Source organism: Puia sp., from assembly GCF_035546395.1.
Lineage (GTDB): Bacteria > Bacteroidota > Bacteroidia > Chitinophagales > Chitinophagaceae > Puia.
This window is the reverse complement of sequence record NZ_DASZXR010000019.1, coordinates 198,507-221,403: the sequence shown is the minus strand read 5'-3', so window position 1 is coordinate 221,403 and position 22,897 is coordinate 198,507. Positions and strand designations below refer to the sequence as shown.

The 22,897-nt window shown below is 57.3% G+C and carries 19 protein-coding genes; all 19 read right to left on the bottom strand.

Features of this window, described 5'->3' with window-relative positions; genetic code table 11:
* Positions 1 to 225: 225 nt before the first annotated feature.
* The 19 genes from VHE34_RS27265 to VHE34_RS27175 all read right to left on the bottom strand — a co-directional run bounded on the left by VHE34_RS27265 (position 226) and on the right by VHE34_RS27175 (position 22,892).
* Positions 226 to 963 carry a tyrosine-protein phosphatase gene (locus tag VHE34_RS27265; protein ID WP_325593953.1) on the bottom strand — a complete coding sequence of 246 codons (738 nt, stop codon included), beginning with the start codon at positions 961 to 963 and terminating at the stop codon, positions 226 to 228.
* Positions 947 to 1,873, bottom strand: coding sequence for a GDP-L-fucose synthase (gene fcl / locus VHE34_RS27260; RefSeq protein ID WP_325593951.1), 927 nt, complete (start codon positions 1,871 to 1,873; stop codon positions 947 to 949). Before fcl ends, VHE34_RS27265 begins: the two co-directional genes overlap by 17 nt.
* Before the next feature lie 10 nt (positions 1,874 to 1,883).
* Complete coding sequence (gmd, locus tag VHE34_RS27255) at positions 1,884 to 2,999, bottom strand: GDP-mannose 4,6-dehydratase (protein WP_325593949.1); 1,116 nt, start codon at positions 2,997 to 2,999, stop codon at positions 1,884 to 1,886.
* Between the two features lie 80 nt (positions 3,000 to 3,079).
* The gene (locus VHE34_RS27250) at positions 3,080 to 3,826 is read right to left on the bottom strand and encodes a glycosyltransferase family 2 protein (protein ID WP_325593947.1); all 747 of its coding nucleotides are present in this window, start codon (positions 3,824 to 3,826) and stop codon (positions 3,080 to 3,082) included.
* On the bottom strand, positions 3,823 to 4,542 hold the full coding sequence (locus VHE34_RS27245; protein ID WP_325593945.1) for a 4'-phosphopantetheinyl transferase superfamily protein: 720 nt from the start codon (positions 4,540 to 4,542) through the stop codon (positions 3,823 to 3,825). Before VHE34_RS27245 ends, VHE34_RS27250 begins: the two co-directional genes overlap by 4 nt.
* Positions 4,543 to 4,631: 89 nt before the next feature.
* Complete coding sequence (locus VHE34_RS27240; RefSeq protein WP_325593943.1) at positions 4,632 to 5,951, bottom strand: 2-oxo acid dehydrogenase subunit E2; 1,320 nt, start codon at positions 5,949 to 5,951, stop codon at positions 4,632 to 4,634.
* Entirely contained in the window at positions 5,951 to 7,891 is a 1,941-nt protein-coding gene (locus tag VHE34_RS27235; protein WP_325593941.1) for a dehydrogenase E1 component subunit alpha/beta, read from the bottom strand. The genes VHE34_RS27240 and VHE34_RS27235 overlap by 1 nt, the downstream gene beginning before the upstream one ends.
* Before the next feature lie 35 nt (positions 7,892 to 7,926).
* Entirely contained in the window at positions 7,927 to 8,490 is a 564-nt protein-coding gene (locus VHE34_RS27230; RefSeq protein ID WP_325593939.1) for a WcaF family extracellular polysaccharide biosynthesis acetyltransferase, read from the bottom strand.
* Complete coding sequence (locus tag VHE34_RS27225) at positions 8,487 to 9,632, bottom strand: glycosyltransferase family 4 protein (protein ID WP_325593937.1); 1,146 nt, start codon at positions 9,630 to 9,632, stop codon at positions 8,487 to 8,489. Before VHE34_RS27225 ends, VHE34_RS27230 begins: the two co-directional genes overlap by 4 nt.
* Positions 9,629 to 11,959: a right-handed parallel beta-helix repeat-containing protein gene (locus VHE34_RS27220; protein WP_325593935.1), complete on the bottom strand. Its 2,331-nt coding sequence runs from the start codon at positions 11,957 to 11,959 to the stop codon at positions 9,629 to 9,631. The genes VHE34_RS27225 and VHE34_RS27220 overlap by 4 nt, the downstream gene beginning before the upstream one ends.
* The gene (asnB, locus tag VHE34_RS27215; protein WP_325593933.1) at positions 11,956 to 13,815 is read right to left on the bottom strand and encodes an asparagine synthase (glutamine-hydrolyzing); all 1,860 of its coding nucleotides are present in this window, start codon (positions 13,813 to 13,815) and stop codon (positions 11,956 to 11,958) included. Before asnB ends, VHE34_RS27220 begins: the two co-directional genes overlap by 4 nt.
* Entirely contained in the window at positions 13,815 to 14,852 is a 1,038-nt protein-coding gene (locus VHE34_RS27210) for a glycosyltransferase family 1 protein (RefSeq protein WP_325593931.1), read from the bottom strand. Before VHE34_RS27210 ends, asnB begins: the two co-directional genes overlap by 1 nt.
* The gene (locus VHE34_RS27205; RefSeq protein WP_325593929.1) at positions 14,849 to 16,276 is read right to left on the bottom strand and encodes a hypothetical protein; all 1,428 of its coding nucleotides are present in this window, start codon (positions 16,274 to 16,276) and stop codon (positions 14,849 to 14,851) included. The genes VHE34_RS27210 and VHE34_RS27205 overlap by 4 nt, the downstream gene beginning before the upstream one ends.
* On the bottom strand, positions 16,263 to 17,429 hold the full coding sequence (locus tag VHE34_RS27200; protein WP_325593927.1) for a glycosyltransferase family 4 protein: 1,167 nt from the start codon (positions 17,427 to 17,429) through the stop codon (positions 16,263 to 16,265). The genes VHE34_RS27205 and VHE34_RS27200 overlap by 14 nt, the downstream gene beginning before the upstream one ends.
* Positions 17,426 to 18,709, bottom strand: a complete 1,284-nt coding sequence (locus VHE34_RS27195; protein WP_325593925.1) for a glycosyltransferase — start codon at positions 18,707 to 18,709, stop codon at positions 17,426 to 17,428. The genes VHE34_RS27200 and VHE34_RS27195 overlap by 4 nt, the downstream gene beginning before the upstream one ends.
* A gap of 5 nt (positions 18,710 to 18,714) precedes the next feature.
* On the bottom strand, positions 18,715 to 19,422 hold the full coding sequence (locus tag VHE34_RS27190; RefSeq protein WP_325593923.1) for a polysaccharide deacetylase family protein: 708 nt from the start codon (positions 19,420 to 19,422) through the stop codon (positions 18,715 to 18,717).
* On the bottom strand, positions 19,422 to 20,630 hold the full coding sequence (locus tag VHE34_RS27185; RefSeq protein ID WP_325593921.1) for a glycosyltransferase: 1,209 nt from the start codon (positions 20,628 to 20,630) through the stop codon (positions 19,422 to 19,424). The genes VHE34_RS27190 and VHE34_RS27185 overlap by 1 nt, the downstream gene beginning before the upstream one ends.
* Positions 20,627 to 21,799: a hypothetical protein gene (locus VHE34_RS27180; protein ID WP_325593919.1), complete on the bottom strand. Its 1,173-nt coding sequence runs from the start codon at positions 21,797 to 21,799 to the stop codon at positions 20,627 to 20,629. Before VHE34_RS27180 ends, VHE34_RS27185 begins: the two co-directional genes overlap by 4 nt.
* Positions 21,792 to 22,892, bottom strand: a complete 1,101-nt coding sequence (locus VHE34_RS27175; RefSeq protein WP_325593917.1) for a DegT/DnrJ/EryC1/StrS family aminotransferase — start codon at positions 22,890 to 22,892, stop codon at positions 21,792 to 21,794. The genes VHE34_RS27180 and VHE34_RS27175 overlap by 8 nt, the downstream gene beginning before the upstream one ends.
* Positions 22,893 to 22,897: the final 5 nt, after the last annotated feature.

The window sequence follows — 22,897 nt, the reverse complement described above, 5'->3', positions numbered from 1 at the left end:
ATTATGCAAAAAAGGGGCCTGTGTGCCAGAGGTGCCAGAAAGACAGCAAAAAGTACAAGAGAATTGGCAGTTGGGGCGGGAATTTTGGCAGGAAGGGGGGTGTTTTGGCGGGAAAATGGTGCTACGGAGGCAGCGGGGAGATGAGGAAGAGTCGAAGATCGGCGAGATGACACGTCATTCAGCGAAATATCGCCACTATTTGTGAGGAGCTTGTGTCTGAGCCGTTTACAACTCCACATTGCGGATCATCCCGCTGTCAAGGAGCTTTGCCACGGTGTCATGGATCACCGGTGAGCCCGCGAGGAGGCGCAGGTGGTTCTCATGATGGAGGTCGGTCCCCAGCAGGTCCACGTATCTTTTCTTGATCAGGTAGCCGGCCAGCTGATGGGCGAGCTTCCCGTAATGTCCTTTCAGGGACAACAGGTTGAGCTGGAAGAGGCAGCCGGCTTCCTTTAACCGGTCGTACCAACCCCTTTCGGCTCCGAAGTAAAGGTACCGTTCGGGGTGCGCCAGGACGGGCTGATAGCCTTTCATCTGGAGGCTGAAAAGGGTCTCCATGGCATTCATAGCGGGTACGACGAAAGAGAATTCCACCAACACCCAGTTGCGCCGGAAGGTCAGCAGGGGCTGGCCGCTGTCGAGGGTGTTGCTGAACCGTTCGTCCAGGAGGTATTCCGCGGCTGCGTCGATCTCGATATCGATCTGCCGCTCTTTTACGGCGGCCTGAACGGCGGCCAGGCCGGAACGGATGATCTCGGGGGTATTCGGAAAATAGTCCCCGTTGCTGTGGGGCGTGGTGATGAGCTTTCTGTAACCCAGGTCCCGCAGTCCGGTGATCAGGCGCAGGGACATGTCCATGTCCCTGGAACCGTCATCGATGCCGGGGATAAGGTGCGAATGCATGTCGCATCGCAGACCGGCCAGGCAATCCGTCGCCGGCTTCTGTTTAAAAAGATTGAACAAATTCATTATATACACCGCGAAGGCCTGCTTCGAGGGAGATTCTTGCTTTCCATCCGAGGGCGTGGAGCTTGCTCACGTCCATGAGCTTCCGGGGCGTTCCGTCGGGTTTTGTCAGGTCGTGTTCGATGTCGCCTTCGTAGCCGACGATCTTTTTTATCAGCAAGGCCAGCTCGCCGATCTCCAGGTCCTCCCCTACGCCTACGTTGACCAGTCCCGGCTCGCTATAGTTCTGCATCAGGAAGAAGCAGGCGTCGGCGAGGTCGTCGGCATGCAGGAATTCACGCCGGGGTTTGCCGGTACCCCAGAGAACGACGCTGGGCGCATTGGCCTTTTTCGCTTCGTGAAATTTCCGGATCAGCGCCGGCAGCACGTGGCTGGTATCGAGGTCGTAGTTGTCGTTGGGGCCGTAGAGATTGGTGGGCATCACCGAAATATAGTTTGCCCCGTATTGGGCCCGATAGGCGTCGCAGAGCTTTATCCCGGCGATCTTGGCGATCGCATAAGGCTCGTTGGTTTCTTCGAGCGGTCCTGTCAGCAGGTAATCTTCTTTCAGCGGCTGCGGAGCCAGCTTGGGATAGATGCAGGACGACCCGAGGAACATCAGCTTTTTGACGCCGTTCCGCCAGGCGGAATCGATGACATTGGACTGGATCATGAGATTGTCGTAGAGGAATTCTCCCCGGTAGGTATTGTTGGCCAGGATGCCGCCGACCTTTGCAGCGGCCAGGAAGACGTGATCCGGCTTTTCCTTTTCGAAGAAAGCGCGGGTGGCTGCCTGGTCGCGGAGGTCCAGCTCGGAGGAAGTGCCGGTGAGCAACCGGGTGAATCCTTCTTTTTTGAGCTTGCGGACGATCGCCGAGCCTACCATTCCACGGTGGCCGGCCACATAGATCTTGTCTGTAGGGAGCATATCCTTTCTGTTATTCGTATTGATTCTTCACCTGAAATCCCGAGTCCTTCAAAACACGTTCCTTGCGGAAGAGCTGGACGTCGGCGTCCACCATTTCCTTTACCAGCATGGGGAGAGTATAGGTCGGTTTCCAGCCGAGCTTTTGGTGGGCTTTCGATGCGTCGCCGATCAGCAGGTCCACTTCCGTTGGCCGGTAGTAGCGGGCGTCTACGGCGATGACCTCTTTGCCGACGGGAACGAGGAAGTCGGGGTTGGTGCTGGCGGCGACAATGCCGACCTCATTTTCCGCCTTGCCTTTGAATTCGAGCTCGACGCCGATCTCCGCAAAGGCCATGCGGACGAATTCGCGGACGGGGGTGGTGATACCGGTGGCGATGACATAATCTTCGGCTACCGGCTGCTGAAGGATGCGCCACATGGCTTCGACATAATCCTTTGCATGGCCCCAGTCGCGCTGTGCGTCGAGGTTGCCCAGCCAGATCTTATCCTGCAGGCCGAGACCGATCTTGGCGACGCCGCGGGTGATCTTGCGGGTGACGAATGTCTCGCCGCGCAGTGGAGACTCGTGGTTGAAGAGGATGCCGTTGCAGGCGAACATCCGGTAGGCCTCCCGGTAGTTGACGGTAATCCAGTAGGCATATAGTTTTGCCACGGCATAGGGGCTACGGGGATAGAATGGCGTCGATTCGGATTGCGGCACGGCCTGTACGAGACCGTAGAGTTCCGAGGTAGAGGCCTGGTAGACGCGGGTCTTTTTTGTCAGGCCGAGCAGCCGGACGGCTTCGAGGATGCGGAGGGTGCCGATGCCGTCGGCGTTGGCGGTATATTCCGGAGTTTCGAAACTGACATGAACATGGCTCATAGCGGCCAGGTTGTAAATCTCGTCGGGCTGAGTCTCCTGGATGATCCGGATCAGGTTGGTCGAGTCCGTCAGGTCGCCGTAGTGCAGGGTCAGATGCACATTGGATTCATGGGGGTCCTGGTAAAGATGATCGATCCGGTCGGTATTGAACAGTGAGCTTCTTCTTTTGATCCCATGCACTATATATCCTTTCTTCAACAACAGTTCGCAAAGATAGGCGCCGTCCTGTCCTGTAACGCCTGTGACTAGAGCAACTTTTGGCATGTTATGGTATGATATAATTTATTACGAATTATTGTTGGCATCGATAATTCCGCTGCAATTTACTGAATGTAGCCGGAATCCTATTTTATAAAGAACTGCGCGATCTTTCTCACAGGTTTCAGATAGAGCGTAAAAAAATAGGGTCGTAATCCGTTGATCTTCCATGCCATCCGGTCCTCTTTATTCGCCCGCAGGCGGTTCAGGAGGGAGGCGTTGCTCATGCCCCCGGCGCGCATCTTTACGATGACTTTCGGAATGTATCGAGCCGTCATTTCCAATTTGAGCAGGACACGAAGCATCAGCTCGTAGTCGGCGGCGGAGCGCAGATCAAGATTGAAGAGCCCGGCCCGGTCATAGACTTCCCTTCTAACGAAGAATGTAGGGTGCGGTGGCATCCAGCCGTAGTAGAAATTCCTCTTTTTGAACCCGCCCGTCTTCCAGGTGCGCTGGATGCGGTTGAGATCATCCGGATAGACGTACTGGAGGTCGGCGTAAACGGTCATCACCGAGTGGTCGGCGAAGGCATTGGCGACGAGTGACAGGACAGTATCGTCGGTATAGATATCATCGGAATTGAGGATGCCGATGATATCGCCGGTCGCCAGCCCGATGCCTTTGTTCATGGCATCGTAGATGCCCTTGTCTTTTCCGCTGACCATCCTGGCCACGTGGGGAAAACGCCGTACGATGTCGAGGGTGTCATCCTTCGATCCGCCGTCCACGATGATGTGTTCGATATCGGGGTGGTCCTGGCGACGAATGCATTCGAGGGTATCGGCCACGGTTGCCGCGCTGTTATAGGTTGCTGTAACGATCGAGATCTTCATTTCGCGTGCCAGAGTGAGAGAATTAGTGCTGCGGTGGCCAGTAGGAGGGCGAGCCAGACGATGGCCCGGCCGGTCTTTGCCTTTGCCGGGGGTTCGGTGAGGGTCACCGGGGCCGGGGTCCCGTTGGTGGCCGCCCGGGCGGCGACGGCTACCGCCGTCCCGTTGCTATGGGCGATGGATAGGGTGAAACCCGGGTATAGCGGCTTGCCCTGTGGGGAGCGGCCGATGGCGATCTGGTTGAATGGTATTTCCCTCAGAGAGTTGTCGGCCTTTATGAGAGCTTCTTTTGCGGCGAAGAGGCCGGCGAAGGATTCGACCGGTTCCGGTTGCAGGATGCACCAGGCCATTTCCTGGGGGGTGAAGTTTTGTTTATAGAACTCGTCGCGGCGGAAATCCGCCGTTTGGGGCAGGGAACTGACCGATTCGATATCGATTCCCATGGTGAGGGGTTCGTCGCCGGCTTCGGCAGCGGCCGGCTCCCGTGCATATTCGATATCCGGAGTGGATAGGGCAGCTGCGCTGCCATTGCCCAGATCGCTGAATATCCTGATGGAGGCATAATCCGTTATGACCAGTCCCGCCTCCGCCAGCCTGGCGTACATCCGGTGCAGCATGATCGAGCTTTTTACCGCGCGGCGGTCGATGGGGGTGGCGGGTCCGATCTGCTCCGCAGGGACCTTGATGAATGCGGCGATTATCTGCTTTATTTCTTCCATGTTTATTCGGGAGATGCGCTTTTTAAAAAATTAGCGCATCTCCCTCAAGCGCTAACGTCTGTCCTTACGGACGAACCGCCTCCAGCGGTTCAATAGCCTTTTAGACAGCTCTGGCAGACATATCCTTCTTTCCCTTCCGGGGTGATACAGCGGACGAAGCCGGTTCCGCCAAGATCTTCTCCCAGTGTCTTATAACATTTGAAGCAACTGATATCCTTATAGCGGCTTCCGGCGTCTCCCTTGTACGACTCCAGCCGCTGCTGCAGCTCCCGGAGGAAGCCCGCGGCGTATTTACCTTCGGTGACGCGGTGATCGAAGGTCAGGCTGAGGGTACAGCGCTGTAATTTTTCATCGATGGCCGAGACGCCGAGGATTGAGCTGTTCATCCTGTTGATGAGGGGCCGGAAGGAGGCGACGCCTTCGGCGGAAAGATCGGTGATGGTGAAAGTGATATCGGTGAGGTCTGCTACCTGTACTGCGTCGTCGAGATAGGCGCCGGAGAGTTGGAGGATATCTTTTTCGATATCGCGAATGCTTTTTATCCCGGCGTCTTTCACTTTCAGCACCTTCAGGCCTTTATCGATGTCGATGGCGAAACCCGGGTTGACTTCCTTGTATATGGCTACCGCGTCACCGGTGAAATAAGCATTTAGCAAGGGATAGTCTACGAGCAAGCGTGCGGACTCGTACAGGATTACCGGCAAGAGTGAGTCTTTCAGATAGGCCAGCGCTGTGTTGAGATGGATGAAGATACCTTCGGTATCTACGTTTGTGTTGATGGTGCTTGTGAGGCCGGTAGACTGGATATCACTGAGATATTCTATTTCGCGGCGTTTAGCAGATTGGAGTCTTTGTATGACGGCGTTGGGGGGGGCTTGGGGGATGGTGGTTTTGGGCGCAGGCTTCGCTGTCGGTTCGAGCAATTCCCGGACGTCGGCGCCCGTAACGAGGTCGTGGCCCGCGAATGCTTCGGGGCCGATGCCTGCTGCGGTCATCAGGCGATGCGCCTCGTGGGAGAAGACGGGTTCGCCTGCCCAGGAGCCTTGCGCCTGGCGGCGAGATGATGAAATTGGTCTGGGTGCGACAGGTTTGTGACCGTTGGTGGGGGGTATAACCTGCGGCTGCGATGCTCGCGGTGCGGCGGCGACGGGGGAGACAGCCTCGGATGCTTCGCTGAATATCTTCGCGATGATATCGCCGACGGCGTAGTCTCGGCCGGCCTCGCAGTGGTATTGAATATATCCTTCGGTCTCCGCCTCTACGTCATAGCTGGTCTTCGAGGTCTCGAGGACCAGGATGACGTCGCCCTTCTTCACCTTCGTGCCGGCGCCAAAGGGCAGCTCGACCACGGAAAGCGTCGTATCATTCACCGCGAGCAGCGGAACGGGTATTTCCTGTAATAGGGCCATTAGCTGAAATATGCTTTTATCTCCGCCAGGATGCGATTCCTGTCGGGTAGAACGAAATTCTCAAGGGACCGCACCGAGGGTATCGGCACGGGGTGGGCAGTGACCCGCCGGGCGGCAAAGGGTGCGGCGCCGGTTTCGAGAAGGGCGGCGATGAGTTCGCTGCCGATGCCGGCAAACCCCGATCCTTCTTCGATGACCAGCAGGCGGCCCGTGTCGGCGACCGACTCCGCGATCACGTCGACGGGAAGATGGGAGATGAGCGAAGGGACGATCAGTTCGGGTTTGTGATCGGTCTCGAGGAAGATGGACTCGAGCATGCCCGCGACGAGCTCCGCCATGCCGCCATAGGCGACGACGGTGAGCGTCGGAACGGAAACGGCAGGCCGGATGCGGACGATTGGGTATGCATCGTTATTGCGTTGGGCGACAAAGCCGGGCGCCTGCTGCTGGGCTATTTTTTTACCATAGTCGGTCTTGTTCTCGATGACGATGACCGGGTGTTCCTCGGCACTGATGGACCGATAGAGGAGGGCCGGGTCAAAGAACGTATTAAGAGCCACCGTTTTCACATTGTCGATGCCGACGAGGAATTTATCCAGTGTCTGGGAGTGGGTGGGTCCATAACCGCGTCTGCCGCCCATCGGCGTGCGGATGACAACGGGGCAGCTGACCTTTTTGTTGAACATGTGGTGGAACTTCGAGGCGTGGTTGACGATCTGGTCAAAGGCCAGGGTCATGAAGTCTCCGAACATGATCTCCATATACGGTTTGAATCCGTTCAGGGCAAGTCCGTTGGAGATGCCGGTGATGGCCGATTCGGAGATGGGGGTCGAGAACACTCTTTCGGGTTTCAAAAAGGACAATTCGCGGGTGACCTTGAAGGCGCCGCCATAGGGGGAAAGGATGTCTTCGCCGAGGAAGACGCTGCGGTCGTCCGCGACGATCTGTTCGCGGAAGAAGGCGTTGAGCAATTCCACCTGCCGTTTGTTGATGGGTTCCAGCGGCGTCCACTCGCGGCTGCTGACGTTTTCCGTCGGCACGTAGTATTCCTCCGGAGCGAGGTCGCCCTCCTGCAGGATCTCGGCCACGAGGGTATTGATCTCCTCGTCCAGCGCGTCGTTGTACATCTGGTAATACGAGGGTGATTCTTTCTGAAAGACGTTGAGAAAATCCTTTTCCCGCTGTGTCTGCACTTCGGCGGGGTCGCGGTCGTCGTCGCCTTTTGAGTGGGCGTTGAGCCGGTACGTCTCCACAAGGAAGAAGAAGGGCCGACCGGACTCGCGAACATAATCGATGGCCTCGCGGGCGGCCGTCATCAGCTCGTCCGGCGACTCGGTCTTGCCGCGGCCGGTATGGATGCCGAAGGCCTTTGCGCGGGCGAGGATATCGCCTGCCAGGTTGATCTGCTGGGGGGTGGACTGGGCGTAGAAATTATTCTCGCAAACGATCAGCAGGGGGATGTCCCATTTGCTGATGATATTCATGGTCTCGTAGAGCGTTCCCTCGCCCAGCGTGCCGTCGCCGATGAAGACCGTGCCGATGGCGCCGTTGCCTTTGAGCTTATTGCCCAGGGCATAGCCGGCGGCGACGGGGACGATGCCCCCCTGGATGCCGTTGGAGAAGAAATTATTGTGACAAAGGTGCTGACTGCTGCCGATGCCGCCGCAGGTGCCCGAACCTTTGCCGAGCAGCTCGGCGATGAGGCCGCGGGTGTCACCGGTGAAGGCGATATAGTGTCCGTGGCAGCGGTGATTGGAAAAGACAAAATCCTTTTTCTTCAGTTGCCCCGCGAAGGCGAGGGCTGAAAATTCCTGCCCCACGCAGGTATGGACAGTGCCGTTAAGCTTTCCCTGTGAAAAGAGTTCCAGGAACTTCTCCTCTACCTTTCGGATGCGAAGCGCCTCACGAAGGGTCCGATGATGTATCGCTGTCTGATTCATTCCTGAATTTTATGCAATGATAGCGCAATTTAGATTTAATTGATGATCCTGCGGAGCACGGGGATGGCAGGGTTTCCCTTATAGATCGTATAGGGTTCGAGGTCACCTTCCGCCACCGAGTTGATGCCCAGTATGCTGTGTGTCCCACAGCGGCTGCCGCCTGCGACGACGGCCTTTGCGCCGATCCATACCCCGTCTTCCAGCACGATGGGCTGGGACAGGAAATCGAAGGTCTCGCGTGCCGCATCATGGCTGCCCGTCAGGAGCAGGCAACCCTGGGATAGGGTCACGTTGCTGCCGATGGTCACGTCGGAGAGATTGTCGATCCAGACATTCTCGCCGATCCAGGAATGATCGCCGACCTGCAATTTCCAGGGATATTTGATATTGACGGAGGGTTTGACGACCACTCCTTTGCCCATCCGGGCGCCGAATCCTTTCAACAGCGACAGTTTCAGCGAGGAAAGGACGTTGAGGGGATTCTGGAAGAAGAGGATATTCGTAAAATACCAGGCCAGTTGCTTCCACCGGGGGGCGCCGATCGCGATGGAGGTCCGGTAGGCGGCATTGTTCACCTTTTTTTGAATGGTCGTGTTCATGCAAACAGCTTGAGATATTGGTCGTGAAGTTCCGGATTTTTAATAAATCGTGCGGCATGTTCCCAGGCGCCTTTTGCCCATTTGTCAAAAGCCGGCTGATCCCAGCGGGCGGCTTCCTCCAGGGCCCGGGTGAACCCTACAGGGTCGCCGAGCGGCAGGTCCCAGCCTGATCCGGTGGCGGCGAGGCTCAGCCAGGGCGTCTGGTCGCTGATGAGGACGGGGCGTCCTGCCAGTAAGGCTTCGAAGATCGCATGGCCGAAGTTCTCGCCGGTGGTCGGGAGGGTGAAAAGATGGTGTTGCGCCAGCAAGGCGGGCAATTCGTCATTGCGTTTCGGGCCGAGATAGTTGACGCTGACATTGCCCGGCAGGGCGGCGATCTTCCGGCTGCATTCCTCCCAATATCCTTTGTCTTCGACCGGGCCGATAACGGTGAGCTCCACCCGAACATCCTTTGTTTTCTCCATTGCCGTGAGAAGGAACAGCAAATTCTTTATCGGGACGATCCGGGCAATGAAGATGCATTTCAGGGTTCCCGGTTGTTTTGCCAGGCCGGCGAAGGGCAGCTGGCGCATATTGGGGAGGTTGTCGGCGATGAGGACCTTGCTGCCGGGGAAATGCTGCAACACGGCTTCCTTTTCCCGTTGGTTGGTCGCGTGAAAGAGGATGCGGCGGGGCATGCCCATCCAGCGGAAGAGGTTGAGGAAGGGCGTCTTCTTCCAGCGTTTTACCGAGAGGGCGCTTTCATATAGGGCGCCGCGGGGGCAGAGGACGATTTCGCCTTTCAGGCGGCCGCGGAACTTCAGCCAGAGCGGGTAGACGACGAACATGGGCGAGAAGAGGTGGTTGAGATAGACGTAGTCCGGCTGTACCGCGTCGATCTGTTCTTTCAGGCTGCGGGCCGATAGCGATGCCTTTGGCGAGTAGAAGACCTGGATGTCGGGGTGCAGGTGGTTTGTCCAGCGGCCTGACTCGATGCCTTCATAAGGCCTGGACTCGCCGTGGTCGGTGTCGGTAGTCAATACATAGACGGAATAGTCGTCCTTCATGGCGAAGACGAAGTTCACGCAGGACTGTATCGGTCCGCCGGCCTTATAGCCTGGGACGAACCAATCGACCATTACCAATATCTTCTTTTTGCTCATGGTTTTGATGTGAATTCAATACCCTTTCCGGCAAGGGCAGGCAGGCTTACCCGGGTGATGTAAATATTGCTTACGCCGGGCGGAAGGGTTTTCATTAATACGGGTTTGCTCTCGCGGTCGAAGGCGGTGCCATGTTCGAGGGCGGCGAGGGTATCCTTTTCATTCAGCAGCTGGTCGGGCAGGGAGATGATGAATTTACAGGCCGGGTCGCCGGGGCGGAAGCATTGGGCGGTGAGGCCGACGAAAGCGGCTTTGCTCTTCCCGCCTTTCCGCAGGAAATCCAGCACGTCCATTTTATGATAAAAGTGCGTGTTCCAAACCAGCAGGTCGAGATTCGGGTTGTCCAGCCGTGGGGTTATCGCCCCCTGGATATACATATTCAGGAGGCTTATATGGCCGTTGAACCTGTCGATCGCGATGGTCGTGCTGCTGTCCTGGTGATTGGGAGCGATCATGGCGCCGTCGATGCAAACGGTGCCGGAACCTTTCAGATCGATGGGTAGGGAATCAGTGCCTTCCCACCAGCAGTCGCGGGCCAGGAAGCGGGCGTTATCCTGTACCGACAAGCGGGCGAACTGGCCGCCATAACAGGAGAGCCGGGCGGTTCCGCCGCCTTTTTTGACCAGGTCGCCGCCCGATATAAAATTGCCGTCCGAGAAGAAGGAGTTGTTCTTCTCGACATAGAGATAGTTGAGGCCGGTGAGGCAAAGGGAGGTGTCCGCATGAGAGTAGAGCTGATCGATATGGGCCTGGGCTCCGGGCTGGTCGATGTTTTCGAAGACGATGCCCGTGGGGTGGTTTCGTTCGCCATCCCAGCCGATCTGCAGATCGCGGATATCGACGGTAGCAGGGCCTTTTACGAGGATCATCGCATTACCCTTGAAGGGGCCGGGTTTTTTGCGGAGGATGGTAGCGAATAGCAGGCCATCGCCGACCAGCTGCATGTCCGAGCCGGGGGGGATCACCAGGGTCCGGTCGAGGAACCAGATGCCGGTGGCAAAATGGACGATGGGCCGTTGGCCCTTTGCTGCGGCGGCTTTGTCGATGAGGATCTGGATCGCGGCGGCGTCTGCGTTGGCCGGCACTTCGAAAAGCGGTCGTTGCTGCCGGGCGGGGATGACGTCCATGGCGCCGAGGAAGGCCCTGTTGGAAGGTTCTGCATTATTCTCGTGCTTGTCCCCAAAGGAATAGATACAACTGGGTTTGACGGCGATATGGATCGGGTCTTTGTAGGCGTAGGTATTATGCAGCGAGAGGACCTCATACATGCCGTTGGCAAAGCTCTTGTAATTAACGGTGACCTTGACGGCGGTGTCGACGTTGGCGGTAAAGATGTTGTTCCAGAAGGTGAGCTTCCCAAAATGATAGTATTCTACCGGCAGGCGTTTGGGCCGGACGACGATATTGTCCTGGAAGATTCGTTTGAAGGGATTGGTGCTGGTGCCTCCATCGATGGAGAAGGCGCCGGAATTATCCGAAAAGCAGCCCCGGACGGAGGTGTAGTATCCGTGGGTGGTATTGAGATCGCAGCAGACCGAGCCCGTGAAGTAGCAGCGATAGGCATGATAGCTGCCGAAGCGGCTTCGGATGCCTATCTGGCAATTGAGGAACTTACAGTCCCAGACCCAGTAATCGAGCGCATTGTATCCGCGGATGGCGATGGCGGCCTGTGTGCAGTTGGAGAAGGAGCAGCGGCGAATTGTCACCTCGGAGTCGTTCCATCCCGTGCCGTCCTTTCCGCCGCCTGCGGCGCCCAGCGATCCACCGCCAATGCCGACGTCGAGGCCGAAGAAAAAGCAGTCGGAGACCTCGATATTCAATGCGGCGAAGCTGCGGCTTCGGGGTGTGTTCCATTTATCCAGCCAATGGATGCCGATGCCTTCCATGCCTTTTTTCCCGGTGGCGTCCCAGGTGAGACGGCTTATCTTGAAATAGGCGGAGCCGTCGGCCCAGAACATTGTGTTGGCATCCTTACCGATCCATTTAATAACGGTTCGTTCGGGGTCTTCGCCGATAAGGGTCACGCCGATCTGTCCCTGGAAGCGGAGCGGGGCGGAGATGCAATAGGCGCCGGCGGGAAGATAGACGACGGAAAATCTCCGGGGACCGATGTTGCGGTCGGTAGCATAGCAGGACAGGCTGTCGATCGCCCGTTGGAGCGCCCGCGTGTCGTCAGTGATACCGTCGCCATGGACATGGAAGCGGGTGCGGACGTCGGCCCAGCTACTATAAGGTCCCGTAAACTCCTCCCTTCCCTGGGATCGTCCCGGCAGAACGGCGAGTGTGAAGAGGGCTGCCCACAAGACCAGGATCGGGGGACGGTTCATGCTATCCCATTTTTTCCCATCCAGTGATCCAATACCACGAACAGCCAGATCTCGCCCCAGCGGATATCACCTTTTCCGGCGAGGAACTCCTTCCAGAACCGCAGCAGGTTGTCCCCGTTGACAAAACTGCGACCGGCCATATTTTGGACATGCGCTTCGCAGAACGAACGCAGCTCGTTCTTCATCCAGGTATTCCACGGGAAGAGGAAGCCCTGTTTGCGCCGGTGGACGATCTCGTCCGGCAGGAGCGGCTTCAGGGATTCGACCAGGAGGCTCTTGGGGTACACGGGCCTTTTGATCGCGTCGGGTACGCTCATGACGAATTCCACGAGATCGTGATCGAAGAAGGGTTCGCGTACTTCGAGGGCCACGGCCATACTCATCTGATCGGTGTCCTTCAGCAGGGTATGCTGGGTATAGCCGAGGTATTCGGCGGCCGACACCTGGCTGAGCAGGGGGAGCTTGCGGAGAGAGTCTTTGCGGTCCGTCAGCCCGGGGGCCATATCATCCAGCAGGGCCGCGTGGCCGTTCAGCGCGATCAACTCGCGCAGTTTTCCCGGCGTGATCATCTGGCGGAAGACGGGGTAGACGCGATCGATGGAGCAGGAGTCGGCCGACAGGAGCTGGCGTAGGCGTTCGCGCCTGGGCCCGCTTTCGACCAGCGCTGCCTGCCGCCGGATAAAGGCCGGCCATTTCCAGAGCCAGCTCCGCGCCTGCAGCTTGGTATATTGACTGAAGTAGGGATAACCGGCAAACAGCTCGTCACCGCCTACACCCGAGAGGGCCACCGTCACGCCTTTCCCGCGGATGGCCTTCGACACGACATAGGTGTTGATACCGTCGCCGCTCGGCGTATCCATGGCATCGAGGGCGTTTGTCATCTCATCGAGGAAGACGGTGGGTTGCAGCAGGATGCGGGTGTGATCGGCCTTGAACTTCTTTGCGATCATCTCAGCATAGGCCGATTCGTCGTATTCTTTTTCTTCGAAGCAGATATTGAACGTGGCGGGTGGGCGGGCCGACGCTTCGGCCATGAGGCCGACGACGGCGCTCGAGTCGATGCCGCCCGAGAGAAAGGCGCCGACGGGTACGTCGCTCACCAGGCGCCGGGTGACAGATTGAAGCATGAGGTCCCTGATGCGGGCCTTGACAGCGGGCACGTCGTCAAAGTCGAAGTCCGTGCGGGGACGGGTGACGTCCCAGTAGCGTTCGCGGGTGATCTTATTGCCGGCGAGCTTCATCCAGCATCCCGCTTCGAGCTGCCGGATGTCTTTGATGATGGAATCGACTCCGCCGACCGACTGATAGCTAAAGAGAGAGACCAGGGCCTCTTCGTTGATCTCTTTCTTCACTTCTCCGCCGGCAAGGATCGCCCGGATCTCGGAGGCAAACAGCAGCTTGGTGTCGTCGTGGTAATAGTACAGCGGTTTGACCCCCATGCGGTCGCGGGCGATGAAGAGGGAATGTTCAGCCCGGTCCCAAAGGGCGAAGGCAAACATGCCGCGCAATTGGGTGAGGCAATCCGGTCCCCATTTGGCATAGGCGGCCACCAGCACTTCGGTATCGCTGGTCGTCTGAAAGGGATAGTCGGGGATGCCGGCCTTTACCTGCTGGTAGTTGTATATCTCGCCGTTGAAGACGATCACGTAGCGGCCCGAGACGTCATGAAAGGGTTGGTTGGCTGCCGAGGACAGGTCGATAATAGAAAGTCTTCGATGGCCGAAGGCCAATGGACCTTCCACCCAGGTTGCGCCGGCGTCGGGGCCGCGGTGACGGATCGCATCGTTCATCTTTGCGATGACGGCGGGGTCGGCGTTACGACCGTTCAAATATAGGATACCTGCAATGCCACACATTATGCTGAAAGTAGTTGTTTATAACAAGTAAGATATTGGTTGGCCACCACGGAGGTAGCGAATCGTTGGACATTGGCGAATCCATCCCGGACCAGCTGTTCGCGATACCCCGTGTCTTCGATGACCCTTATTACGCCCGCCCGGATGGAAGCGGGGTCATGGGGATCCACGAGGCAGGCGCCCGATGCGGCGACCTCTTTCATCGGGCTCAGGTTGCTGGTGATCACGGGCCGGCCCGCTTTCTGGCCTTCGACGATCGGCAGGCCGAATCCTTCGAAGGTTGACGGGAAGAGAACGATATCGGCGGCGATATATTTTTCGGCGATGGCTTCGCTGCTGAGGCCAGCGCTGACCGTATAGGTTATTTTCGCGGCTTCGAGCAGCCGGAGTGTTTCTTCGGGCGGGTTGCCGACGATGTCGAGCCGGCAGCGGATGTCTTTCAAGGCTTCCGCCACGCGGGGGAGATTTTTGTTGGGGGTGGACCCGATGAACAGGATGGCCGGGTTTGTGCCGTTAAAAGTCGTGGGTTCATAGCGGATCAGTCCGTCCACGGGGTTGGGGATCACCACGATCTTGTCCGGGTCGCAGCCTGTATGGGCGATGATATCGTCCTTTGTCGCCTGGGAGATGGCGGTGATAAGCCGGCAATGCCGTACCGGCAGGGTCAGGAAGAGCCATTTGAGGACCCTGCGTTTCATACCGGTCGTGCTATACAAAAAAATACAGTCGTGGATGGTCAGCATCGTCCGGCGCCGTGGGAGGGCGAGGGTGACGTAATGGATATCGCCTGTGACGTGGTAGACGTCGGCCCGGCATTTCCTTGCGGCGCGCCAGTTGGCGAGGATCGTCATGGGGGAACCGCCGGCCCGGGGCGCCACCCAGTTCTGGAGGTCGAAAGCCGCGCGCATATCGGGTTCGAGCTGCCGGAACACCCGTTCGAGGCTAAAAAAGCGGACCGGCCTGCGAAACAGGAGGGCGGCGGAATGCCTTTGCGGTGCGGTCGGTTTGAATCGCGGCGCTTGTTGGGGTGCGATCATGATCCTTCCTTATAAAGCCAGCTTTGCAGCCGGGGAAATACAGTTTTTGCAAGGACGAAATACACCAGCGTCAACAGGACCAGCCGGCCAAAGAGGTATAGTCCATCCGCCTCGAAAACAGAGAACTCGTAAAAGACGACGTTGACGATGGTATATCGAAAGAGAATGCTGACTTTTTTCATTCTCATGAACAGGCGATAGATGCCTCCCAGGGCCAGTCCAATGATGGCGAGAGGGATGAACATGCCCGTGAATCCGAAATCGATATAGGAGTCGGCGAAGTAGCCCAGGCTGAAGGAGGATCCCGCCTTCCGGCCGGAGTAGCGAATGCCGGTGTATTTGACCGTTTTTATCGTCGCGTCATAGATCGGTTTATTGGGGAACAGGAGCCTGGGTTCCAGCACAAAGGTGATATTTTCCCACCAAAGATGGCCGTCTTCATGGGGTATGACATCCGGCACCCGGTCCATCGACTTGGCGAGGTGGAGGATATACTGAAGCCGGTACATCAGCATATAGGAGGCAAACTGGAGGTCGTCCCAAGAAAGGGTACTTACCTTTTCGGTGATCTTACTAAAGGCTTCGGACCGGGATACTTCCACCACCTGCTGGCCTTTACCCTGGTTGAGGTAGTTCCGATAGTCGGATTTGATGGCGGTCCAGCCGATGAAGATGAAGAGGAGGAATGCGCCGGCCAGCAACCCGAGCACCACCTGTTTGAAGGAGATGGTCCGAACGAGGCTGATGCCCATCGCGATAGCCATGAGGATCACCTCTTTAAAATTGGAGAAATACGAGTAAAGGGAGGTCGTGAACTCGAACAATACCATTATCGCGAAGATCGGCCAGTTCTTTTTATTCGCCCAGCAGGTGTAGCCGTATATCATAAAGAAGATCCACTTCAAAGAAGCCAGGGTTCCGAGAATCTGGGCAAAGCCGGAGTTTTCGCCCAGGGCATACTGAAGGCCGCCGAGGAACAGAGTGGCGGTCGCGTAGACGATCAATAGTTTTTTTTCATTGAAAGCCCTTGCTTCCCTCGCGAATTCCTTGTGGTCCGGGAGGGGTATCCTGCTGACGGTGAGGTTGAAGACGAGCGCGATCACGACAAGGCCGATGCAGGCGCAGATGATCGCTACGTCCGCATGATGGGTGTAAAAGTTGATGTCCCGGTTAAAAGAGTTCATCCAGATGACATAGGTGATCACCTGTACCCATTGAAGCGCAAACGCAAAGACGATCATTCCCGGACGGTTATTGCGGAACAGCAGTGCCACCATCAGATATAGCGCTGCAAGGCAGATGAACAGGTAGAGGCCGTTCTTGAACTCGAGGACTACCAGCAGGAAGAACGCGCCCAATGCGCCGATCGTCGGCGAAAGTTTCAGTTTATTTAGGCTTTGAGCCTGAATGCTAGATGATCCCATTACATAGTTCCTCCACAGACCGAACGACCCCCTGGAATGAGAAGCGCTGATATACATGCTCCCGGGACGCAGCTTTTATCTTGTCCAGCCGGCCGGGTTCTGCCAGCAAATCCCGCACGAAATTCGTACATTTTTCGTAATCGCCAATGGGGAAGACGATGCCATTGACCCCTTCCACGACCAGGTCGACAGCGCCGCCCACCCGGGAGGAGAGCATCAGTCCGCAGCCGCAGGCCATGGCCTCGTTGGCGCCGAGGCCCCAGGTCTCGCTGCGGGAGCTTAGGATGAATATATCCGCCAGGCGATAGACCACCGGCATCCTGCTCTGGTTTTGAAAATCGAGGAAGAGGATATTGGTTAGTCCTTTTGCCTTTTCCTTCAGCTCCGCTTCGAGATGGCCGTTACCGACCAGGACGATCTTTATAGGCAGGGCTGCCCATCTTTCTGCCAGGCCCACAATGAAAGCAGGGTCTTTAACGGTCTCGAGCTTGCCCGCATAAAGAACGACCAGCTCATCGTCCTTTATCCCCAGCTTCCGTTTCCATTCGGCGGCATCCTGCCGTCGTTCGGAATCCTGGCCGGCAAACCGGTCGTTGTCCACGGCATGCGGCGCGAGTACCAATTGCCGTTCTTTCATGCCGTGTTTCAGGTAATACGCTTTATTATTCGTCCCGACATACAGGGCATAGTCCACATGCCGGTAGACCCAGGTCAGGAAAAGCCTGCGCATGATCCTTCGAAGGCCGGGCTCTTCGTTGAGCAGGGTAGAGTCCCCGCGGAAAAGAACGGGAATCCGGCCGTGGAAGTGGCGGATAGCCTTCAGATGACTATCATAGCTCCATCCGTAGACGAGGAGGGCGTCGGGTTTCCAGGCTTCGATGATTTTATTGAGGCCGGGATTGATGATCCCTTTAAAATGCTGCGTGCCCGGATCTTCGGCGGTATTCTTTACGAATTCGAATTCATATCCATCCAGAAGCGGGATATCCCATTCAATCTTCTTTCCGAAACCCGGGTCATATTTGGCGCCTTTACCGGACTGCTCCCAGGTATAGAAGACCCGGGGATGGATAGAGTCGCTTTGCGCCAGCAGCCTGAATAAGGGAGCGTTGTATTGGATGGGGTGGGTACTGATGATAGCCAGCTTCTTCATGATTGGGCTTGAACGATCAGGTTAAAAAATTCCGTCTGAGCTTTTGTGAGATTGGCTGCGCTATGCTGCGCCAGCAGTTGCCGGTGAGGACCTGTGGGTTGCAGGTGCAGGGAGCCGAAGGCAGCCATTTTTTCGCCGATGCGGCTGACGAGCTCCGCTGCCGTTTCGTTACCGGTGATGCCTACGACAAGGCCTGCTCCGCAATCTTCGATGGTCTTTTTGACGAGACTCCGTTCATTGAAGATCGAGAAGATGGGGCGGCCGGCGAGGATATTGTTATAGACTTTGGAAGCGTTGTAATCGGGATCAGTCGATCCGGGAATAAAGAGGATATCCGCATGCATCAGGGTTGCCAGCGCGGAGAAGTAGGGAATTCGGCCGGGCACTTCGGTGACGATGTCTCCAAGACCCAGGCGTGCCGCTATTTCCTCCACCGGCCTGGCTTCTGCGCCGGGGGTATAGTTGGTGCCGATGAAATAAAAATGATAGCGGTGCTTATCCGGTCCCCTTTCGGCGAAGGCCTGGAAAAAGGCTTCGAGCAGGGGGAGAAAGAACTTCGTCATCGCGCCGACGTAGACGACATTGATCTTCCCGTCGCCCGGTTTTATCACCTGCGGCGGGAGGTTCTTCGTCTTTACCACATCGAAATCCCGTTCGGAGGTGCCGAAGGGCAGCACGACGGCCGGCCGGTGTTTCATCTGCGGGTAGCGTTCCTGCAGCATTTCGATATAATTTCTTGAAACGGAGACGATCCCGTCCACGGAGGGGATTGTTGCCGCCTCGAGGCGCTTGTCGATGGTATAGGCGATGCGGAATTTCGGCGGGCGCTGGTCGCGGGGTTTTGAAAGATAGTAATCGTTGCGCCAGGGGTCCTGCATATCGATGACGAAGGGCACCCCGAATTTTCTTTTCCAATAGGGCCCGAGGGCACAGACATGGAACATGCTGGTAGAGAAGAACACCAGATCGAAGTCGCTGGAGCGGAGAAGCTCATTTCCTTTCTTCTTGAAATGATAATAGCTGCGCATCGAAAGGCTTCCCAGTCCGAACTTACGGGTGATGGAGGCCGGCCAGGCGCCTACCTTATGAATCTCAAGTCCGGCGGGCAGCGTTTCGACGAGCAAGGGATCACGAAATCCTTCCACGAGACGATCGTCGACGCAAAGGACGACAGGTTCCCAGCCCATTTCCCGGTAGTAGGGAAGGCTCATCCGGACCCTTTGAGTGTCGGGTGCGTTGATGGGTGGGAAATGGGGGGATATGATCAATACTTTCTTCATGTGGATCAGTACTTCTTCAGGGGGTCGGTCAGGAGGCGATAGACTTTGTAGACGAAGGACAGTTTTCTTTCCAGCGTCGAATCGGTATCGCCGTCATGGTAGATGAAGCGGCGGAGCGCCTGGCGGGTCTCGAAAGGCTGGTAGATGCTGAGTCCATATTTAAAGCCGGCGTCGGTCAGGAGGTGACGGTGGTTCGCGGGGACGGAGCCAAAGGGCCATGCAAAGGAAAGGAGGGGGCCGCTGACGATGCGTTCGAGGATCTTACGGCATTGTTGCACTTCCTCGGCGGCATTGTTTGCGTCCTTCAATCTTATATGGTGCCAGGAGTGACCGCCGATCTCCATGCCGAGCTTTTCCAACTGTTGCAGGTCGGCGGCATCCATCAGGTCGACGCGTGCTCTCCCCTCTTCCACGTCCCAACTGTTATAGCCGCCCAGGTGGGCGGCAGGCATATAGAACACGCCTTTCATCCCGCGGCGGAGGAGTTCGGGAACCGCGAAATCGAGCAGGTGTTTGGGACAGTCGTCGAAAGAGAGAATGACCTGTTTTTTTCCGGGCTTTTTCAGCTCGGCGAAGGTGACGGTATTGTAGTCGTGGCGTTGGAGATAATCCAGCAAACGGGTAAAGGATCGCCTGGTGATGGAATAGGGTTTGAGCGACTCGTGGGCGGGGTCGTCACTGACGTGATGCAGCATGGCGATGGGTGGCAACATTATCGGGACTGGTTTAAGGCTTTTTCAACGAGTCCGAGCAATTTCTTTTCCTGCGCTTCCCAGGAGAATTCCATATCGAAGGTGCGGCGGGTGGATTCGCGGTCGACCTTTCGGGTCAGCAATGATTCGAGGCCGGCGGCCCAGGCGGCGGGATCGTCCTGGGGCACCAGCTGTACGGCGCCGGGAAATTGGGCGGCAACCTCCTTTTGACCGTCGGTAATGGTGGCCAGGACCTGTATGCCTGCCTGGAGATATTGTAAGAGCTTGTTTGTGATCGTTTTGTTCCGGCTTTCGGGTTGGCTTTGTTCGATTGCCAGGCCGATTCGATGCTTTGCTATCAGGTCAGGCAGCTGGGTGTGTTTTACGGCGGGGTGGATGATCAATTGGTGTCCTTTGTCTTCCGGGAATGCGGCTTGGAGCTGTTTGTCGTAGCCGGTTACACATTCGCCGACGAAGTGTATCTCCAGGGGTGTGCGCGTGAGCTTCAGGGCTTCGAGCAGGGTTTCGAGACCACGTCCCGGGCCGATCGTCTGGGAGAACCAGATGAGGGAGGGTGCTGCCGGGCCGGACTGCGGGGCCCTCGCGCTTTCGGCCAGGGGAAACCCATTGTAGATCACTTCGGCGGCACTGGTCCCTTTGTAGATGGCCTGCATGGCCGCCGACATGGCGCGAGACGGACAGGTCACGTAAACCCCGTGGGTTAGCGCTTTTTGTTCCGCCGATTCGAGCAGCTTTACCGGCCGCGAGGCAACGAGGTAGTCGCGCGAATACCAGTCTTCGACGTCGAAGGCGACGCGGCGGCCTTTTTCCAGCAGCCGGTTGCCGATGATGATACCGTATTCCGTGTGAGCGATGTAGAGGTCGGCGTGTTCCTTGAGGGCCAATGCCGTCAAGCGGCCGGGCGCATAGCCCAGGGTCCAGGGCGTGTTGGTTTTGAAGAGCCGGTGGGCTTCTCTTTCGAGTCGTCCTCTTAGCCGGTAGCAGAGGCGGCGCCAGGGTGCGATCTCGCCGGGGATCAGGTTCAGGCCAGCCTTGTATTTTATCGCAGGGTGATGAAGAAGGGTCTTGTCGCTGTCCCGTTTGGCCGCGGAGGTCCACATCGTCAGGATCGTAACGTCGTAGCCGGCGGCCGCCAGGGTATTGGCTTCTTTCCATACCCTGGGATTGGAGGACAGGTGAAGATCGGAAACGATGCAGATCTTTTTCATTTTTGGGCCTCGATGAATTCCCGGATGCGGACGACCTGCCGCCGGTAGGTGTTGTCCAGCGCGAACCGGATGCGTTGTTGTTGTCTTTCGGGGGAGTTATAGACTTCCATGTTCTCCGTCACTTCTTTGAATAGCGACGGCAGCAGGTGTTCTTCGGTGCGGGCGCCCATTTCGAGGAGGTTGGTTCCCGCATAATTCGATACATAGGTAGAGATGACGGGCTTGCCGGTGCTGAGATATTCCAGCAGCTTATGTGAGTTGGAAGCCCCGTTGAGGTCTTTTGCCGCCGAATACAGGAAAAGAAAGGCGTCCATGCCGGCCAGGGCGGCGGCCAGGGCGGATTGTTCTTTCACGCCGTGCAGCCGCACGTTGGGTTGGTTTTTCAGGAATTCGACAAATTCCAGCAGATCGGCCGGGGCTTCGCCGGTGGAGACGTTGTTACCGTCCAGCGAGTGGGGGCCCCAGAAATGGAATTCGATCTCCGGATGACCGCTGATGATCGCTCTGCCCAGCTGCGTGTCCATGCCGACGCGGAGCAGGTTGCCCGTGTACCCGATCTTCATCTTCTGTCCTTGCTGTGGCGGGAACTGTTGCCGGTGAAGTCTTTCCTCGGCCAGCACGGCAAAATGTTTGCCGAGGCCGTGCTGCATCAGCAGCTTTGGCGGAGTCGTCTTCTTATAGTGGTCGAGGATCACGCTGGATACCGAAACGATGGTATCGGCTGTTTCGGCCGCACGAAATACATGGCGGCCGGTATAGAAGTCATAGATGAGCAGCACGGCACGCTTTGCCCCGAATGCGGATAGGTCGACATAGGTGTGAGGATCGAAACACCAAACCTCGTCGATAGGTTTTGCGACGAGGCGGCGGATCGCTTTTGCATAGCGGCCGGTTACCCAGTGGCGGTAGAGTGCGAACAGCTTATGGCGAAGGAAGAGCGCCTGCGCCACCGGGGTGGTATCGATGACGGTGACTCCCGGCGCCGGTTTGACGGTGGCGATGGCGGCCAGCCCGGATGCGCCGGTGTCTCTTGGCGGATTGACAAAAAACACGTCGTTACCCAGTTCGGCGAGCTCGATGGCATAATGCATCTTGGACAGCAGCATCCTGCCCCAGGGTTCGGTCGATAGGATGACGATGGTTTTCCGGCCTTGCTCGGTATCAGGCATGTGAATCTTTTAAGACGGAAGCCACGTGGTCGATCTGTTGTCGGGTTAATTCGGCGAACATGGGGATGGAGAGGATGGTATGCTGGCAGGCGGTGGCAACGGGGAAGTCTTCCGGCTTGTGCCTATAGTGTGCATAGCAGGGCAGAAAGGGCAGCGGAGTCGGGTAATGGACGGCGGTTTCGACACCGGCTTTTTCGAGTTTTGCCTGGATGGCGGTGCGGTGCTTTGTCCGGATCACATAGAGATGGAAGACGTGGCGGCTGCCGGGGCGGGTCTTTGGAATGCAGACGTCGCTACCCTTGAGCGCCTCATCATAGAGCGCCGCGTTGGCGATGCGGCGGTCGGTCCAGTTGTTGAGATGGGGAAGCTTAGCCAGCAGGATAGCGGCCTGGAGGCCATCGAGGCGGCTGTTGCGGCCTTCGATGAGGTGGTTATGTTTGCCTTTCTGGCCGTGCTGTGCGATCATGCGGGCCTGTTCGGCAATGGCCGCGTCGTTGGTAGCCATGCAGCCGGCGTCGCCATAGGCGCCAAGGTTCTTGCCCGGGTAGAAGCTGAAGCTGGCGGCATGCCCGAAGGTGCCGGCGGGTTTACCGTTTACCTGGGCGCCATGGGACTGGGCGCAGTCTTCGATGACCACGAGTTTGTGTTTGGCGGCGATGGCCATGATCGCGGGCATATCGGCGGGATGTCCATACAGGTGGACGGGGATGATGGCCTTTGTATTTTTTGTGATGGCCGCTTCGATGCGGGTCGGATCGATGGCGAAATAGTCTTCTTCGATGTCGACGAAGACGGGTGTGGCGCCTGCGGAGCCAACCGCCTCGGAGGTGGATATCCAGGAGATGGCCGGGACGATGACCTCGTCGCCCGCCCCTATCCCATAGGCTTTGAGGAGGATCTCGATGGAGTCGGTACCGTTGCCGCAGGCGACGACGTGGTCGACGCCTGCCCAGGCGGCAAATTGCTTTTCAAATTCTCTTACCGCGGGGCCGCCGATATAGGCGGAGTTGCGGATGGTGGTCTCGATGGCCGAATCGATGTCCTTTTTGATGTCGAGGTATTGTGCGTACAGGTCTACGAATGGGACTTTCATGACAA

Coding starts and splice junctions, on each gene's coding strand:
- VHE34_RS27205 (WP_325593929.1), bottom strand. CDS start 16,276: ATGGGATCATCTAGCATTCAGGCTCAAAGCCTAAATAAACTGAAACTT.
- VHE34_RS27235 (WP_325593941.1), bottom strand. CDS start 7,891: ATGAATCAGACAGCGATACATCATCGGACCCTTCGTGAGGCGCTTCGC.
- VHE34_RS27240 (WP_325593943.1), bottom strand. CDS start 5,951: ATGGCCCTATTACAGGAAATACCCGTTCCGCTGCTCGCGGTGAATGAT.
- VHE34_RS27210 (WP_325593931.1), bottom strand. CDS start 14,852: ATGATCGCACCCCAACAAGCGCCGCGATTCAAACCGACCGCACCGCAA.
- VHE34_RS27220 (WP_325593935.1), bottom strand. CDS start 11,959: ATGAACCGTCCCCCGATCCTGGTCTTGTGGGCAGCCCTCTTCACACTC.
- VHE34_RS27185 (WP_325593921.1), bottom strand. CDS start 20,630: ATGAAAAAGATCTGCATCGTTTCCGATCTTCACCTGTCCTCCAATCCC.
- VHE34_RS27225 (WP_325593937.1), bottom strand. CDS start 9,632: ATGAGCAAAAAGAAGATATTGGTAATGGTCGATTGGTTCGTCCCAGGC.
- VHE34_RS27250 (WP_325593947.1), bottom strand. CDS start 3,826: ATGAAGATCTCGATCGTTACAGCAACCTATAACAGCGCGGCAACCGTG.
- gmd (WP_325593949.1), bottom strand. CDS start 2,999: ATGCCAAAAGTTGCTCTAGTCACAGGCGTTACAGGACAGGACGGCGCC.
- VHE34_RS27195 (WP_325593925.1), bottom strand. CDS start 18,709: ATGAAGAAAGTATTGATCATATCCCCCCATTTCCCACCCATCAACGCA.
- VHE34_RS27180 (WP_325593919.1), bottom strand. CDS start 21,799: ATGCCTGATACCGAGCAAGGCCGGAAAACCATCGTCATCCTATCGACC.
- asnB (WP_325593933.1), bottom strand. CDS start 13,815: ATGTGTGGCATTGCAGGTATCCTATATTTGAACGGTCGTAACGCCGAC.
- VHE34_RS27190 (WP_325593923.1), bottom strand. CDS start 19,422: ATGTTGCCACCCATCGCCATGCTGCATCACGTCAGTGACGACCCCGCC.
- fcl (WP_325593951.1), bottom strand. CDS start 1,873: ATGCTCCCTACAGACAAGATCTATGTGGCCGGCCACCGTGGAATGGTA.
- VHE34_RS27175 (WP_325593917.1), bottom strand. CDS start 22,892: ATGAAAGTCCCATTCGTAGACCTGTACGCACAATACCTCGACATCAAA.
- VHE34_RS27230 (WP_325593939.1), bottom strand. CDS start 8,490: ATGAACACGACCATTCAAAAAAAGGTGAACAATGCCGCCTACCGGACC.
- VHE34_RS27245 (WP_325593945.1), bottom strand. CDS start 4,542: ATGGAAGAAATAAAGCAGATAATCGCCGCATTCATCAAGGTCCCTGCG.
- VHE34_RS27200 (WP_325593927.1), bottom strand. CDS start 17,429: ATGAAGAAGCTGGCTATCATCAGTACCCACCCCATCCAATACAACGCT.